We start from the raw sequence: 14,662 nt of genomic DNA, 5'->3' as shown, positions 1-14,662 counted from the left end.
GCACCTCTCTGTGGAACGCGTGGAGGGGCCCTGGTGCCATGTGGCACCAGGGCCCCGAAGGAACTGCTACACCATCTGCCGACCCTGGTACTGCGCCGGCCTTCTGTTTCCGTCAGACCCGACCGAGATGCTGTCGGGGGTGCGGGGATCGCGGTTGCTTGACCGGAGACCACCTCACTATCGATGTCCTGCGGTACCCGGACTCAAGACTCCCGCCCGGGCGATCCTGATGGCGCGGGGCTCCTCCGTTCTTTCCCTCTGGATCAATCACTTGCCATACGGGAACTGCGTACTGCTGTGGCCTCGAACAGCGCCACTCTTCGGCAGCCAGCCCCGTCGCCCGTCCTGCGTCTGCTCTGGCTTAGAACCCCACTGCCGAACTTCCCGGTGCGCGCGCCCGCAGCCGACGCCTTCACCGAGGTACCGCTCACTGACTTCACTGCTGGTACTGCGCACTGCACTTACTGGACTGCTATTGCGGTACTGCTTGTGGCGGCCCCTGATCACTGCGGGCCACCCGGTCCGGCCGTCAGTCCCGTCGCCGTCCTGCAACCGCTCTGGCTTCGGAACTCCACCACCGCACCGTCCTGCGCACTGCACTTGCGGGTACTGCTGCCCGGCAGTTCATCTCTGCCGGGCCCTTCTCGATCTCGGCTACGAGAGAAACCATAGCCACACCACCACCGGATGTCTACTCCAGCCAACACAGATTTTTGGGTGTTCGACGGTGAGGTAGTCACCCTCGAACCGAACAGGAACAGGGTTTAAGGAGCCCCGGACCGGGCACAGGCTTCCTCGGCTCGTTCCCGGGTGGGGTAGGCGCCTTCGTAGCGGACTTTCTCCAGCATCTGCTCGAACGTCATCACGGGCGGGTGCTGGAGCGGTGCACGCAGGTCGGACATCACTGCGGTGCTGCCTTTCTGTATCCGGGGTGGTGGTGCCGGTGCCCGACGGGGTGCGGGCACCGGCGGGTGGGTCAGTTGGGCTGGGGGCGGCCGAAGAGGAGGTCGTAGCCCGCGGGGAGCTGGAGCAGGATCTGCTTCAGCAGGTCGTCGCCGGCCGCGTCGGCGACCGTGCTGAGGACGGCGCTGACGTCCCAGGCCGCGGTCTGTTCGGTGGCCCCTTCGATCCAGGCCGCCGTCGCCCGCAGGAATCGCTCCGGTGTGAGTGGTTCGGCACTCTGTAGCGGGTTGAGCAGGATCAGGGCGAAGCCTTCCGGCAGACGCGCCGCCAGCTGGGCGCGCACCTCGCCGACCAGGTGTGCTCCGAGCAGGGCGAGCACCACGCGGGCCGCGCGTTCCGCCTCCTGCCGGCTCCCGTACTCGCCGCGTTCCTTCACCTGGTCGAGGAACGCTTCCCATCGCAAGGTCATATCGGCCGCCGCCCTTCTTTCGTCCGGTGCGGAGGACGGGTGAGGGGGTCAGGTGCCCGTCCTCCGCCGTATCGGCCCGGCTCAGCCCGAGATCTGCTTGCGGGAGGACTCCCCGCCGATCGCGATCTTGCGGGGCTTGGCGCGCTCGGCGATCGGGATGCGCAGGGTGAGCACCCCGGCGTCGTAGTCGGCCTTGATGCGCTCGGTGTCCAGCGTGTCGGCCAGCACGATCTGGCGGGAGAAGACACCCAGCGGCCGCTCCGACAGATCCATCTGCACGTCGTCGGCCTTCGCCGCGGGCCGGCGCTCTGCCTTGACGGTCAGCATGTTCCGCTCGACGTCGACGTCGATCGCCTCCGCGCTGACGCCGGGAAGGTCGAAGTCCACCACGTACTCGTCACCCTCGCGGTAGGCGTCCATCGCCATCGCGGACGGCCGCGTCCAGGTGCCCGGGCCCATCAGCTGCTGGGTCAGCCGGTCGAGCTCGCGAAAGGGGTCGGTGCGCATCAACATCGCGAAACACCTCCAGAAGATTCGGGCAGTACCTGCCAATGCGCTGCACTGGATCCGTTGTAGCATGTCATCCAATGGATGACAAACATGGTGTCGTCCTAAGGATGACAGTCCTGAAGGAGGCGCCCATGGCAGCAGCCGACCAGTCGGCCTCTTCCGGCATCGATGCCCAGAGCCCGGCTTCGTTTCCCGCCGCTGCGGCGGCCCTGGAAGCCATAAACGGCGAACTGCGCGCCGCCCAGCACGAGGCCCCAGGCGCCCGCGGCGCCTCCGCCGGCGGCCCGGAGCAGGCTTTGGCCTCCCTCCTGTTGCTGCGGCAGATCCGCGAGGAGCTGTCGGGATGGGAGTCCGGCCTGATCGAAACCGCCCGCCACGCAGGAGCCAGCTGGGCCGACCTCGCCCACCCCCTCGGCGTCGCCAGCCGCCAGGCCGCCGAACGCCGCTACCTGCGCAACCGCCCCGGACCCACCGGAACCACCGGCGAACAACGCGTCCAGGCCACCCGCGAACGCCGCGCCGCCGACCGCACCACCGCCACCTGGGCCCGCCACAACGCCGCCGACCTGCGTCGCATCGCCGCCCAGATCACCGCCCTCACCGACCTCCCCACCGCCGCCCGCCATCCCCTCAGCGAACTCGACGCCGCCCTCGCCCACGACGACCCCGCCGCCCTCATCCACCCCCTGAACGCCACCCGCCCCCACCTGACCACCACCCACCCCGGTCTCGCCGCCCGACTCGACACCCTCACAAACTCCGCCACCGCCCCGCCCCCCACCCCCCACTGATCAGACCCACGCACAGCAACAGGCAGCAACCGGCCTCACCCGGCAGGCCTCCGGCCAGTCGGATGTGGGCCTGCCACCGGGCGCGGGAGGCTTCGGCCAGCTGATGGTCAACCGCCTCGCCCGCGCCACCGCGGTGATCCGCCGGACGGCCGGTGGGAAGACGGTGAGCGCCGTTCTCGCCCGGCGGCATCAAGGCGACGGTGCCGCCGACCTTCCCAAAAACGACCCTTTCGCTCGCGCTCCGGCGCGGTCGCCGGCACAGTTCGAGGATGGGCTCGGCGACCGTGACACCAGCGAGACCGATCTCGATGCGCAGCAGCTCGGCGCACCCGCAGCCGGACCATGACTCGGCGCGAGCCCAACGGCCGTTCATCCAGGGTGCGTTGGTAGGAGCTGTGCACACGCCTCGCACGCTTCCGGCAGTCCAGGCATCGGCCCGGCCGACTCGTGGACACCGCCTCCACCACCAGGACGTCGGAGGAGTCGCTGACGCGCTCCACTCGCACATCGATCCCGGAAAACAGCACAGCCTCGACCGTCTTGCTCGCCATGGCAGGAAACACTCTGCCGAAACGATCCCGTGTTCCCGCCCGTGACCTGGGGATTCACGCAACTGCGGACAGAGTCGTGGGTCGTGCTGGCGGTCGGCATCCTCGCCCTGCCCCGGTCGGCGCGCCTGCCCTGGGCGCTCTTCGTGCTCGCCTGGCCCCTGGACGGCGCCGAATGGGCGGGGCCGGGGCCCCTGCAGGACTTGAAAACCGTCGGCCATCTCATCGCGGCGATCCTCGGCTTCGGGGTCGTCGCCATCGCGATGGCGCGGACAGGCACGCGTACGGCGGCCTTGACCGAGTGACGGGGACTGGAAACGGAGCAGCAGCCACCGCGCAAGTCCCCGACCCTACGCACACTCCGTGCCTGAACCGGAATCCCCGCTAAGCGAACTTCACGTACTTGAAGACGTGCCCGAACTCACCCGGACCGATGTTACTCTGCGCTTTGCCCTTGCAGCCGCGTGACCGGTACGAACGCACCGTGCGGTCGGTGTTGTTCGACGCGTAGAACGGGGCATTGCTCCCGGCCAGAGCGTAGCAGCGGCCCGACTTCGGGGAGGACAGCGTTCCGTCCATCGCCCCCACTCCGGCGGTGCTCCAGTAGAAGTCCCCGTCAGCCGCGTGCGCGGACACCGGCAGCGCCAGCAGAGCGGCCGCCAGCAGCCCCGGACCTGCCACTCGCATGACCTTGAAGCGATTCATTTCCACAGACTCCAGTCTTCTCGATTATTTCTTGTGGAACATGGAATTGAGAATCCAATTCCCGATGCGTGCTTCGGATTGCTTGCTGAGATGGCTGGGGCCGTAGACGGGAATCCCGGAAATCTCCTTCGGGCATTGGTTCAAATCGTTGCAGAGCTGGTGGTGGGTGTCCAGGTAATGCACCCCGGGGTACTTCTTGCTGAATTCCAGAAGGATTCCGGAGTACGTGACCGTCACCGAACCCGGGTTGTGCGCGCCAGGCCATCCCAGCAGGTACACCGGGGTCCGGTTCCGGGTGAGGATCCGGACCGCCTTGTCGAGACTGGTGACGAACTTCCTTCTCGCCTTGTCGTCGAGAATCGTCACCGGCTTCCCGCCCGGGTCGGTCGCCTGCTCCATCGTGTCCATCTGGACGCTCATGAGAACCGCGTCCGGACGCACCTTGGCCATCAGGGACGGCCACTCGACCTCCCACTTCGGACAAGCCGCGGAACCCGTCTTGTGTTGAACGCGGATCCCACAGCCACCTTTCGCGGCATTCGTGACCTGCCCCTTTCCGTCCAGAACCGTGGAAATCCCCGCGGCCGCAGCCATCCCCCAGGAATCCCCGACCACCAGCACCTTCTTCCCTTCCGCGCCCGGCAGGAGGGTGGGGTCGCCCCACAAAGGGGTGTGGGTGTTGCGCAGTCCAGGGGGTGTTTCAGGGAGCAGACATGGAGCGGAGTGGCACGGAATAATGCCCGAGCGCACCGGCTCTGCTTGAGCGATCCCGGGTGAGCCACTCAGACTCCCGAAGATGCCGGTAGCCAGACACAGGGAGACGCGAAATCGACTGAACATCATCCGAACACACTGCGGGAGGGGCGGCTGAATTGCCGCCCGACACGGCGAGACTGGACGGCATTACACCTGATCGGCTCCCGGCAACCGGTGCTGCTCGACCCGACCGCTTCGGGGCGCGTGCTCCGGTCGATGGAACATGGAATTGAGACCCGGTCGAGATTGGTGACAAACCTCCGCCGCGCCTCTTCGTCGCGAAGCGTCACCCGCTCGCCCCGGGGTCGATCTGCTGCTCTCCTGCATCCCACTGTACTGAGAGCAGTACCGAGTCCGGACGCACTGAATCCATCATGGCAGGCCATTGGGCCTCCCAATCGGGGCAATTTCGGTTCGGCATCGGATTGATCGGCTTACGGATCCCGCAAGCAAGCGCCGAGGCATCTTTGATGTACCCTTTTCCGCCCAAGACCGCAGCAATTCCGGTGGCCGCGTCCCGCGCCCAGGAATCGACGACGACCAGCACTCTCTTCCCTTCCGCACCCGATAGGAGTGCAGGATCCCCCCACGGTGGGATTCCGGTGTTGCGCAGAATTGCGGGTGTTGCAGGGAGCGAGCACGGAGCGTAATGGCAGGGAATATGTGAGGTCCCACCCGACCAGCCTGAGACACTGCCCGCCACGCATAGAGCGAGAGCACCCGTCAATACTTGCCGCACATTCACTTTCGCCAGGTCCTTCCCGAGGGAGACAGCGCAAGGGCTTGAGTGCCGCTGGGAGCGTAGTGAGGAGGAGTCGTTCAATCACCCGACACGACTCGTCGATATGACTTTTCACCGGATCGGTTCAGGTTGACCGGAAGAATGCCTCCGGTATCAGGCGCCGGCGGGCGTGCCGGAACGTGGCAGTGGAGGCCTGACAGCTAATCTCCTGCGGAGCAGGATTTCGGAATCCCGAGAATTCAGATAGGTAATCATGATGCGGGCAAGAATTCGCCTACTCGGCGTCGTCGGAGTGGTCGCCGTGCTGGTGTGCGGCTGTACCTCACGACAGGTGGAGAAGGCCACGACACCCTCCGAAGCCGCCCCGGCACATGCCGGTGAACCACACTACGGAGCAGCGGTTCCCCCTCTCGGCTCCCCTTCTCTCTCCTCCGAGGTGACCGGGAAGACCGTCCTGGTGGTGGGGGACTCCTGGTCAGCCAGTATCGGTCAGGGCATGAGCGAGGTCGCTACCTCTCGCAACACCGTCGTGAACGCGGGACTCGGTGGCTGCGGAATCCTGCTTCCCGTGGGCAAGGAGAACCCGGAGGCATGCCGCGCATGGCCCACCCAGTGGCCCTCCTATCTGGCGAAGTACAAGCCCGATGCCACCCTGTTGACCGTCGGTTTCTGGGATGTCACCCCGCAGCGGCTGGCAGGCGAGGAGGAGACCCGTGATCTCACGTCCCCGAGCCACGAGACGACCTTCCGGGACCGACTGAACCAGGCCATCTCCATTCTGACCAGCCGCGACACCCCGTTGTACCTGATGACGTCACAGCAGGTCGGCAACCCGAAGTACCGCTCTTCCGCTCTGGTGATGAACCGTGTCCTCCGGGAGGCTTCAGCAAAACACCCCGGCGTGCGACTGCTCGATCTGCGCGGTCAGTTGTGCAATGACGACGGATGTCCCGACGTTCTCGCGGGAACACAGGTCTACGACCCCACTGAGCACCCCACCAAACCCGCCCGCGCCCGGCTGGCCAACTGGGCGCTGAACGCGATGTTCGCCAAGGACGGTGCTTGAGGTGTCGCTGGCCGTCGAACAGCGTCCGGCCACAGCTGCGAAAGAGACACCCCACCGGAGGATCGATTCGATCGACGGCCTGCGCGCCGTCGCCGTCGCAGCGGTCATGGCCTTCCACTACGGAACCGGACTGGGCGGCGGATTTCTCGGCGTCGACCTGTTCTTCGTCATCTCGGGGTTCGTCATCACCTGGCTGCTCCTGACGGAACGAGCCCGGACCCCACGCCCTTCACTGTGGAGTTTCTGGTTCCGGCGGGTGAAACGCCTCCTCCCCGCCGTCCTGCTGGTGGTCGGAGCCGTCCAGGCATGGATGCTCCTCCAGGACCCTCCAGGCCTGCGCCCCACCGTGAACGCCCAGACGATGGCCGCCCTCACCTACACGTCCAACTGGTACGCGGTCCTCGGCCACGTCGACTACTGGGACGTCGCCCAGGAGCAAGCCCCGCTGAACCACCTGTGGTCCCTGGCCGTCGAGGAGCAGTTCTATCTGGTCTGGCCGGTCCTGCTGATCGGGCTCACTTCCTGGGGCCGATGCCGAATCCGCCACCCCCACCGCCTCCTCCTCGCAGCCGCCGCGGTCTGCTACCTGCTGGCGCACCTCCTCTACCTCCCCGGCACAGCGGAACGGTCCTACCTGGGCACCGATACCCGCGCCGGGGCCCTGTTGCTGGGAGCCGTCATCGCGTTCCGCCCGGGCCTGTTCTCCCGTTTCTCCTGGCCGGCGGTGGCGGTCCTCGCCTGGCTGTGGTGCACCGCGAATATCGACTCGGCTGCCTTCTACACCTGGCAGCTCCCGGTGGCAGGCCTCGCCGCGGTCGCGCTGATCGATGCCGCCGCCCACCGGGACCGCTTCCGCAGGCCACTCTCGTCCCGCCCGCTCCTCTGGCTCGGGCACCGCAGCTACGGCCTCTACCTGTGGCACTGGCCCGTATGGATCTGCCTCTGCGTCAACCACCCGGAGTGGAGCCAGGTGACGAAGGTGTCCGTAGCCGTCTGCGTGTCCCTCCTGCTCGCCGCGGCCAGCTACCGACTGATCGAGCTCCCCGTGCGAACCTCATCGTGGCGTCCCCGTGCGCTTCTTCCTGCTCTGGCAGTCTGCTGTGCCACGTTGGCCCTGGTCACCACGATCCCCGTGGCCGCCCCGGTGGACGCCCACGTCACCGGCCCGATCGTCACCGGCCCGAACACACCTTGACGACGAGCCGGCATCCGGCCCCCGTTCGCCTGCTGCGGGTCCCGCCCGCAGACCGATCCGGAACACACACAGGCCGGTCGTCTGTGGCGCCCTTGACCCGGGCGCAGTAGTCGCTCTGTACGAAATTTGTTGCTGCACTCTTTGCGTGTCTCACATTCCTCAACTCCCGTTGATGGACCGTGGGGTTAGCAGTTGATGAGGGCCATGTCGCGGGTCTACGGTCCCGCCGCATGTTGGCGCACTACTTCTCTGCCGAGGGCTGGCAGTCGTGGGGGCTCGGTGGGCAGCCGCTGATCCCTGAGCGGATGCCGGTGCTGGTCGATGACGACTTCCTTTTCGAGGACGCGTACGGGGCCGCGGGCGACGCGGGCGGTGAACGCGTGGCTTCGTACGCTGCCGTCGAGCGGGGCTCCGTCGCCGAATTCGTGGCGGGCGTACGCGCTGGCGGCCCGGGACTGGCTGATGCATATGCGGCGGCACGGTGTCTCGGTGTTCGGCACGCGGCAGGAGCTGGTGGCCGCGTTGGGTACGTACGCGGACCGGCGGCTGTCGGGGCCGGTGGACGAGCGGCTGGAGTCCTCGTCCTGGGAGTTGCAGGTCACCGCGCTCAGCCGGTTCTACGACTGGGCCCAGGAGGAGGGCTTGGCGACGGCGGTGCCGTTCACGGTGTCCGTCGGCAAGCGGATGGTATAGGGCCGGTTCGAGGAGACTCGGCGGAACCGGGCCCGGACGCGTCGGCCCAAGCCGCACGTGAAGCTGCAGTACTTGGCGCCGGACTTCGCCGACCTGTTCCGCTCCGGTCCAGCCGGGCTGGGCCTGGACGGTCTGGACGATGCGACGTTTCGGGGCCGCTTCCCAGGCCGGAACGCGGCGATGGGTGGCGTGGTGCTGGGCACCGGGATGCGGAGCCGGGAGTTCACCTACCTGCTGGTGCACGAGGTGCCGCCCCTGTTCGCGGAGCCGACCGAGGTGCCGATCCCGTGGGCGGTGCCGGAACTGGGGGCGAAGGGCTGCAAGTTCCGCTGGACCTGGATCGACTACGCCGCGCTCGCGGGGGTGCATTCCTATATCGCCCTGGACCGGGAGATGGCTCGGGGGTCCTGGCGGCCGAGGAACCCGCTGGTGGTCGAGGAAGCGGACTTCCATGGTGGGCGGATCAACGGTCGGCGCACCCGCTGGTCGGCCCTGCGGCCGGAGGAGCGGGTGCGGCTGGTCGGCCCGGAGGGCGGGTCGCTGCTGCTGGCGCTGACCTATGGCGGGCGGCCCTTCGTGGACTGGGGGACGCTGTTTCGCCGCACCGCGCGCCGGATCCGCGATCGCTTCGAGCCGCGGTTTCCGGACGTCGCGCCGCACCGATGTCGGCACTCCTTCGCCATGGCCACCTTGGAGAAGCTGGTGGAAGGGCATTAGCGGCAGGCAGCCGAGCTCGCCGCGGCCACCGGTGACGCGGCCGGGCTCGCGCTCTACCTGCTGAAATCCGATCCGCTGCTGATCCTGCGGGACCTGCTGGGGCACTCCAGCGTGGTCACTACGGAGGTCTACCTAAAGCACTGGACGTGAACCGGATCTACCGGGCGGCCTGGGAGCGGACCCACGGGCCTGCCGGCTCGGCCGCGGTCGCCGAGGCCGACGCCGAGTTCGACGAGGAGTTCTGATGCCGACCGAAGTACTGCGTGAGCCGCTCGCGTTGAAACTGTCGCTGCCCGGCGAGGAGACGTGCGTCGTCGAGATCGGAGACCTACCCAACCCCCGGCTGGCCGCCGACCTAGCCGAAGGGCTGGCCGCCTCGGTCCATCCTCACGGACCGCTCGGCAAACGCACCACCTTCAACAGCTTCCTCTACACCCTGCGGCGGATGGTCCGGGAGCTGGCCGAGGACGGCTTCGATGGCTCGGCGGCGGAGCTGACGCGGACCGTGCTCAGCGCGTTCTGGCTGCGCTCGAACTACCTGGTCGAATACCGGACCCGCAGCCTGCTGCGCGCCCTCGACCAGCAACGCCGGGTGCTGGACGAGCCGGTGCGACAGATGGTGTTCGGCATCAACTACAAGCGGCCGGTGCTCAACGGACCGCTGCAGCGAGGTCGCGCACGACTTGCCGCGGCGATCGCCAAGTCCATCGAGCCTCCGCTGCTGCAGTTGCACCGCACGGTGCCGCACGATGACCTGGCCGCACGTATCGATGACGCTGTGGGCTTCTATGAGTACGAACTGGCACGCTTCGCCGAACTCCGTACCGTCCACGGCCCCACCGTCCCGGACGGCGCCGCCACCGCCGGCCCACAGCTCGCCCGACTCCTCCACGACCTGAACACCGCCGAACAGCCGACCTGGGCCTGGCCCCTGGCCGGAGGGGAAGGCCAGTGGCGTCGCATCGCACGCAAGGTGACCGCCGGCCAGGACTGGCCCCGTACCTGAGCCCTGCCGAATCACTCCCGCCAACCATCACGTCCGGGCGTACCGCCAAGGACGCTCACCCGCGATGAAGGGCGGGCCGCTTCTCCCAGGCGCAAGCTCTCACGCGTTCGCGGCTCTGGCACAAAACGGCCTCAGCAGGCGGTTCCTGCGGCCGAAGAGCGCCATCTTCCTCTGACCATCGAACTTGAGGGCGGCAAAGGTCCAGGTCACGAAGGCTCCAATGGTGAGGAGACCGTTGGGGTGCGAGCAACGATTTCCCGAAAAGTGGGAATCCCCAAGTCGACAGCATTCTGCTTCCGAGCGATCTGCTCGTCGAGTTGGGCAAGCTTTTCCTCAGCGTGGGTCAGGCTGCTCTGCAGTCCTTCGATCTCGCCGAGCCAGCCCTCCCCTTCGGCCTCCAGAATCCGTGCGAGGAGGTTGTCGCCGATCTCGACAAGCCGCGGCCGCTCAGAGGCGTGAACGATGAGGACGGGGCATCGGACGCAGGCTTATTCGAACTTGTCCAGCGGAGTCTTGTGGGTGCAGCCGTCGGCATCTTCTTCACTGTGAGTAGTGGTTGTGAAGGACTGCAGCGGGGGCGCATGGGGCATCTTGTGCGCCGTTGATGGGATGTCAGGGGGTGTCCGCAGGGCTATGAGACCGGTCTCTGGTCTGGTCGGATGGTGCCAGTTGGTGGCATGACGATCATCAGAAAGGCCGATGCCGCGTAGACGGCCTGGCCGTGTCCGTGCCGAGCTTCCGCGCCGGCCCCGGATGCAGGACGACATCACGATCATCCATGGTCTGTCCTCGGCAGCTCTCGCTGAAGTTCGACGGATAGAACGTCAAAAGAAGTACCCGTGGGCGGGCTCGATCGGGTCGGCCATGGTGCGCTGGAGAAGCTTCGTCCACCAGCCGAACCGACGCCTGTGGGACGACGAGAGCGGCGGCTGCACGGAGTGGGCATGTTGCGGAGACCCGTGGCGGGCCCGCGAGTACCTCGAAGCGGTGATTCTGGCGATGTCCCGACGGCGGGCACGTGAACTCCGCTGCCTCGTCGAAGCTCTCGACAGACGCTACTGATGGCCGGCGGGACGACCCGTGTTCGTGTCGCGGGCAGCCTGGTGCTCGGGCATTTTCAAGCAGCGCTATGCGGGTGGGTTGTCCCGTGAACCTGGTGCAACCACTCATTGAGAGCGGCGTAGTCCGGGTCGGTGAGGCCGCGGCGGGGGTCGACACGATGGAGGAGGGCTTGTTCTTGGTGGTGTGCGGATACCCAGGCACGATCGGTGTCCGTGATCTCATCGTCGACCCAGGCGAATGGGCGCCCGGCTGCCCAGCCGATGAGCGCGCGGGTTTTCCAGTGCAGTCCGGCCCGCTCGGCCCGCTCGTCTTCGTCGGAGGGCTCCGGCCAGACCACCACTGCCAGCTGCGGCAGGCCGATACGTGGCGCGATGCACGCGTTCGCGTCGGCCATCCATGTCGTGGCCCAGACCAGATCGCACGGTAGCGCCGTCAATCGGGGCCCGTGCTCGGGATTGATCCTGGCCAGAAGTGGATTCGAGTCGGTTCCCAGGGGTTCGGGACCTGTCTGATAAGTCGGATACCCGTCCGGATACTCCTGCGGTGCTGTCCCGAACGGAATGAGCGGCCCGTCGACATCAAGGAAGAGCACTGGACGCTGTGCAGCAGATCCGGTCATGGCTGCACGATAGTGGCTCTTCGGGGGCCGGGGTATTGACCAGGACGAGAGGTCACACTCCGAGATGCTCCGGCGCCCCCGTTAGTCGTCGCCCAGGGCGAGGAGGATCACGAAGTGCTCTGCAGTGGTCCCGGCAACGACGACATCGATGCCGCGCCGGGTGACGGGCGTCCACGCGCGGCCGGCTCGACCCCGCCCCGGTCGGGCCGCGCCAGGGACAGCCTGCGCGGCGCAGACGGCATCACCATCACGGTGGGAGATCCTGATGGCCTCGATGACCGTGCGCCTGTACGAGGATCCCCGCTGCCCGGTGTGTGAGGAGCGAGGTGATCCCCGTGGCGTGGACACACCTGATAATGGATCTTGATGGTCCAGGAAGGTGTAGATCCACACGGCACGGCCCTCGAAGTACAGTCCGGAGTTCCGGTCCGACGCGATCGCGTTGTGGCGAGCGTCGGCGGGCAGGCGGACCTTCAAGGACGTCGCGGTCGATCTGAACGTGAACCCCGAGACGCTCCGCACTTGGGTGCGTGACGCCGACGGCAGTCCGGCCGTCGACAGCGCCTCGCAGGGCATGGAGGGCGAGCTGGCTCGGTTGCGGGCGGAGAACGCCCGGCTTCTGAAGAACGAGAAGGAATGGCAGCTGGAGCGGGAGATCCTCCGCCGGGCGGCTGCCTATTTCGCCCGGGAGATGAAGTGAAGACCGCCGCTTGGGACTTCGTCTCCGCCCATGCCGAGATGTTCGGCATCAAGCGGACATGCCGGGTGCTGGAGGTCTCCCGCTCGGGCTACTACCGGTGGATCGCCGGCGCCGAAGCGCGGGCCGAGCGGCAGGCCGCCGAGGACGCCCTGCTCGTGGAGATCTGCGATATCCACGCTGAACATCGCGGGCGCGTTGCGGGTCCACGCCGAGCTGCGCGGCTTCGGCCACACGGTCAACCGCAAGGGGGTCGCGCGCCTGATGCGCAAGCATCGCATCGTCGGCCGCCACCTGCGGAAGAAGAAGCGCACTACGATCGCGGAACGGCTCTCGCCGCCGGCGCCGGACCTGGTCCAAAGGGACTTCACCGCCGACGCTCTGGACGAGAAGTGGTGCGGCGACATCACATACGTGCAGGTCGGAGCCACGTGGCTCTACCTCTCCTGCGTCATCGACATCCGTTCCCGCCGAGTACTCGGCTGGTCGATGGCCCCGCACATGCGAGCCGAGCTCGTCATCGACGCGCTCCAGAACGCGGTCGCGGCCCGTGGCGGAAATGTCGCCGGGGTGATCTTCCACGTGGACCGCGGATCGCAGGGCGGATTCAAGCGGTCGTCGCAACATTGGCTTCTTGGGCCGAGTGTAGGTGTTCGTTGAGTGCCTCGATGGGCGTCTTCCACCCGAGGATCTTGCGGGGCCGGCTGTTGAGGGTATGGGCGACGGCCTGGAGCTCGTCGGCCGACCACCGTGACAGGTCGGTGCCCTTGGGGAAGTACTGGCGGAGCAACCCGTTCGTGTTCTCGTTCGTGCCCCGCTGACAGGGGCTGTGGGGGTCCGCGAAGTAGAACGCGACACCTGTCTCAAGGCTGAGCTGGGCGTGCTGGGACAGTTCCTTGCCCCGGTCCCATGTCAACGACCGTCGCAGTTGGTTGGGCATCGTCGCGACCGTGGATGCGAGTGCCCTGTTCATGGAGGCCGCGCCGTAACCGGCGAGGGCGGGCCCGTTCTTGGTCCGCGGTATCACGCCGTACCCCTCCTCGCGGGGCAGGTGCACCAGCATCGTGAACCGGGTGGTCCGGTCGACCAACGTGCCGATCGCCGATCGGTTCAGTCCGATGATCAAGTCGCCTTCCCAATGGCCGGGGACAGTGCGGTCCTCGACCTCGGCCGGACGCTCGCTGATCATCACCTGGGGTGTGACGTGGGCCCACGCCTTGCACCGTGTACGGGCACGTGGAACACGTAGCGCCCGACCGGTGCGCAGACAGGCGACCAGCTCACGTTCGAGGGCGCCACGGCTCTCGACGTAAAGGGCTTGGTAGATCGCCTCGTGCGAGATCCGCATCGATTCTTCCCCAGGGAAGTCGGCCTTGAGGCGGCGGGAAATCTGCTCCGGGCTCCAGGCCGACGCCCATCTCCGGTCCTGGCGGTGTGGCTTGTTCCTGCCCTTCCACTGCCCTGTCCCCGGCCCGTGCGCCGACGTTCCATCGGGAGACCGGATATGTCCCGACAATCGCTCCTGCACGTACTCTCGCAGCCGCTGATTGGTGACGAGCTTTGCCTCCTTGGGGCGCAGAGCGAGCAGTTTGGCCTTCCATTGCGCGACCGAGGCCCGGTAGTCGAGCTTCCCACCGCGGGTTGCCGCGTTGCGGCGAAGCTCACGCGAGATCGTCGAAGGAGAGCGGTCCGTTCGCCGTGCAATCTACGGACTCCGGCTCCCTGCGCTTTGAGCAGGGCTATCTCCTCCCGTTCATGAAACGACAGGTACCGGCCCGTGAGCGGGGCAAGATCGATCGAGGGCATGCCCCCACGCTGCCTGAACCACCGGGCGCCGGCCGCCTGGGCGCACCCACCGCCGCCGCGGCCTCCTCACCGAGAAGACGTTTGGCGATCTCACGCCAGAACTCCCGCGCAGTCTCCCGCCGTAGCGACGGCGCCCCCGGTGACTTCATTGACGACCTACCCGTCAACGCCTTCATCCACCCGGCCGGACGACCCATAACACCTCCATAATCAAGGTGTTGCGACGACCGCTTGAATCCGCCTTGAGCGCCCCTGTCCGTGTGGAAAACCACGCCGTGGCGGTGGCCGCCGCGGGCGGCCACGGCCATTTCGATCGCATCGGTGACCAGGGAGGTGCGCATGTGGTCCGCGATAGACCAGCCGATCACGCGCCGCGA

The 14,662-nt window shown here is 67.1% G+C and carries 14 protein-coding genes and 4 pseudogenes; 9 read left to right on the top strand and 9 right to left on the bottom strand.

Translation table 11 applies throughout. The annotated features are described in order from the left end of the window. Nucleotides 1–788: 788 nt before the first annotated feature. From AB0D12_RS40260 to AB0D12_RS40250, 3 genes and pseudogenes are all read right to left on the bottom strand, one after another. Nucleotides 789–902 (bottom strand): annotated as a pseudogene (locus AB0D12_RS40260) (DUF2267 domain-containing protein); the annotation flags it as partial. Nucleotides 903–976: 74 nt separating this feature from the next. Further along, complete coding sequence (locus tag AB0D12_RS40255) at nt 977–1,372, bottom strand: DUF2267 domain-containing protein (RefSeq protein WP_362694795.1); 396 nt, start codon at nt 1,370–1,372, stop codon at nt 977–979. Nucleotides 1,373–1,453: 81 nt separating this feature from the next. Then, a complete protein-coding gene (locus AB0D12_RS40250) occupies nt 1,454–1,885 on the bottom strand; it encodes an Hsp20/alpha crystallin family protein (RefSeq protein ID WP_362694792.1) in 432 nt (143 codons plus the stop codon). A 128-nt stretch (nt 1,886–2,013) separates the two neighbouring features. Here AB0D12_RS40250 and AB0D12_RS40245 point away from each other — a divergent pair, with 128 nt between their 5' ends. From AB0D12_RS40245 to AB0D12_RS40235, 3 genes are all read left to right on the top strand, one after another. Beyond that, a complete protein-coding gene (locus tag AB0D12_RS40245; protein WP_362694789.1) occupies nt 2,014–2,673 on the top strand; it encodes a type III effector protein in 660 nt (219 codons plus the stop codon). A gap of 64 nt (nt 2,674–2,737) precedes the next feature. Continuing rightward, a complete protein-coding gene (locus AB0D12_RS40240) occupies nt 2,738–3,019 on the top strand; it encodes a hypothetical protein (RefSeq protein ID WP_362694787.1) in 282 nt (93 codons plus the stop codon). 246 nt (nt 3,020–3,265) lie between these two features. Beyond that, nucleotides 3,266–3,526 carry a hypothetical protein gene (locus AB0D12_RS40235; RefSeq protein WP_362694784.1) on the top strand — a complete coding sequence of 87 codons (261 nt, stop codon included), beginning with the start codon at nt 3,266–3,268 and terminating at the stop codon, nt 3,524–3,526. A gap of 79 nt (nt 3,527–3,605) precedes the next feature. Here AB0D12_RS40235 and AB0D12_RS40230 read toward each other — a convergent pair whose 3' ends face one another. The 3 genes from AB0D12_RS40230 to AB0D12_RS40220 form a co-directional block, all read right to left on the bottom strand. Continuing rightward, complete coding sequence (locus tag AB0D12_RS40230; RefSeq protein WP_362694781.1) at nt 3,606–3,926, bottom strand: hypothetical protein; 321 nt, start codon at nt 3,924–3,926, stop codon at nt 3,606–3,608. Nucleotides 3,927–3,950: 24 nt separating this feature from the next. Next, nucleotides 3,951–4,769 carry an SGNH hydrolase domain-containing protein gene (locus tag AB0D12_RS40225; RefSeq protein WP_362694778.1) on the bottom strand — a complete coding sequence of 273 codons (819 nt, stop codon included), beginning with the start codon at nt 4,767–4,769 and terminating at the stop codon, nt 3,951–3,953. A 199-nt stretch (nt 4,770–4,968) separates the two neighbouring features. Continuing rightward, entirely contained in the window at nt 4,969–5,229 is a 261-nt protein-coding gene (locus AB0D12_RS40220; protein WP_362694775.1) for a hypothetical protein, read from the bottom strand. 448 nt (nt 5,230–5,677) lie between these two features. On the opposite strand from AB0D12_RS40220, the gene AB0D12_RS40215 reads away from it, so the two are divergent. The 5 genes from AB0D12_RS40215 to AB0D12_RS40195 all read left to right on the top strand — a co-directional run bounded on the left by AB0D12_RS40215 (nt 5,678) and on the right by AB0D12_RS40195 (nt 10,101). Next, nucleotides 5,678–6,490 carry an SGNH hydrolase domain-containing protein gene (locus tag AB0D12_RS40215; protein ID WP_362694772.1) on the top strand — a complete coding sequence of 271 codons (813 nt, stop codon included), beginning with the start codon at nt 5,678–5,680 and terminating at the stop codon, nt 6,488–6,490. A 1-nt stretch (nt 6,491) separates the two neighbouring features. Continuing rightward, complete coding sequence (locus AB0D12_RS40210) at nt 6,492–7,685, top strand: acyltransferase (protein WP_362694769.1); 1,194 nt, start codon at nt 6,492–6,494, stop codon at nt 7,683–7,685. A 321-nt stretch (nt 7,686–8,006) separates the two neighbouring features. Further along, the gene (locus tag AB0D12_RS40205) at nt 8,007–8,378 is read left to right on the top strand and encodes a hypothetical protein (protein ID WP_362694766.1); all 372 of its coding nucleotides are present in this window, start codon (nt 8,007–8,009) and stop codon (nt 8,376–8,378) included. Nucleotides 8,379–8,435: 57 nt separating this feature from the next. After that, a complete protein-coding gene (locus AB0D12_RS40200; protein WP_362694763.1) occupies nt 8,436–9,095 on the top strand; it encodes a hypothetical protein in 660 nt (219 codons plus the stop codon). Between the two features lie 244 nt (nt 9,096–9,339). After that, a complete protein-coding gene (locus AB0D12_RS40195; protein ID WP_362694760.1) occupies nt 9,340–10,101 on the top strand; it encodes a hypothetical protein in 762 nt (253 codons plus the stop codon). 1,117 nt (nt 10,102–11,218) lie between these two features. Here the strand turns inward: AB0D12_RS40195 and AB0D12_RS40190 are convergent. Beyond that, nucleotides 11,219–11,782, bottom strand: a complete 564-nt coding sequence (locus AB0D12_RS40190) for an HAD domain-containing protein (RefSeq protein ID WP_362694757.1) — start codon at nt 11,780–11,782, stop codon at nt 11,219–11,221. A gap of 385 nt (nt 11,783–12,167) precedes the next feature. Here AB0D12_RS40190 and AB0D12_RS40185 point away from each other — a divergent pair. Next, nucleotides 12,168–13,079, top strand: a pseudogene (locus AB0D12_RS40185) (IS3 family transposase); the annotation flags it as partial. 7 nt (nt 13,080–13,086) lie between these two features. Here the strand turns inward: AB0D12_RS40185 and AB0D12_RS40180 are convergent. Together AB0D12_RS40180 and AB0D12_RS40175 are read right to left on the bottom strand one after the other, a co-directional pair. Then, nucleotides 13,087–14,461, bottom strand: a pseudogene (locus AB0D12_RS40180) (IS30 family transposase). Between the two features lie 66 nt (nt 14,462–14,527). After that, nucleotides 14,528–14,662: pseudogene (locus tag AB0D12_RS40175) on the bottom strand (DDE-type integrase/transposase/recombinase); the annotation flags it as partial.

Origin of the sequence: Streptomyces sp. NPDC048479, assembly GCF_040651435.1 — a bacterium.
In the GTDB taxonomy this organism is placed as follows: Bacteria; Actinomycetota; Actinomycetes; order Streptomycetales; family Streptomycetaceae; genus Streptomyces.
Note: the sequence above shows the minus strand (reverse complement) of the source record. Positions and strands in the feature narration are given on the sequence as shown.

What these genes read in the sequence shown, in the direction of transcription:
- AB0D12_RS40255 (WP_362694795.1), bottom strand. Translation starts at nt 1,372, where the DNA reads ATGACCTTGCGATGGGAAGCGTTCCTCGACCAGGTGAAGGAACGCGGC.
- AB0D12_RS40250 (WP_362694792.1), bottom strand. Translation starts at nt 1,885, where the DNA reads ATGTTGATGCGCACCGACCCCTTTCGCGAGCTCGACCGGCTGACCCAG.
- AB0D12_RS40245 (WP_362694789.1), top strand. Translation starts at nt 2,014, where the DNA reads ATGGCAGCAGCCGACCAGTCGGCCTCTTCCGGCATCGATGCCCAGAGC.
- AB0D12_RS40230 (WP_362694781.1), bottom strand. Translation starts at nt 3,926, where the DNA reads ATGAATCGCTTCAAGGTCATGCGAGTGGCAGGTCCGGGGCTGCTGGCG.
- AB0D12_RS40225 (WP_362694778.1), bottom strand. Translation starts at nt 4,769, where the DNA reads ATGATGTTCAGTCGATTTCGCGTCTCCCTGTGTCTGGCTACCGGCATC.
- AB0D12_RS40215 (WP_362694772.1), top strand. Translation starts at nt 5,678, where the DNA reads ATGATGCGGGCAAGAATTCGCCTACTCGGCGTCGTCGGAGTGGTCGCC.
- AB0D12_RS40205 (WP_362694766.1), top strand. Translation starts at nt 8,007, where the DNA reads ATGACGACTTCCTTTTCGAGGACGCGTACGGGGCCGCGGGCGACGCGG.
- AB0D12_RS40195 (WP_362694760.1), top strand. Translation starts at nt 9,340, where the DNA reads ATGCCGACCGAAGTACTGCGTGAGCCGCTCGCGTTGAAACTGTCGCTG.
- AB0D12_RS40190 (WP_362694757.1), bottom strand. Translation starts at nt 11,782, where the DNA reads ATGACCGGATCTGCTGCACAGCGTCCAGTGCTCTTCCTTGATGTCGAC.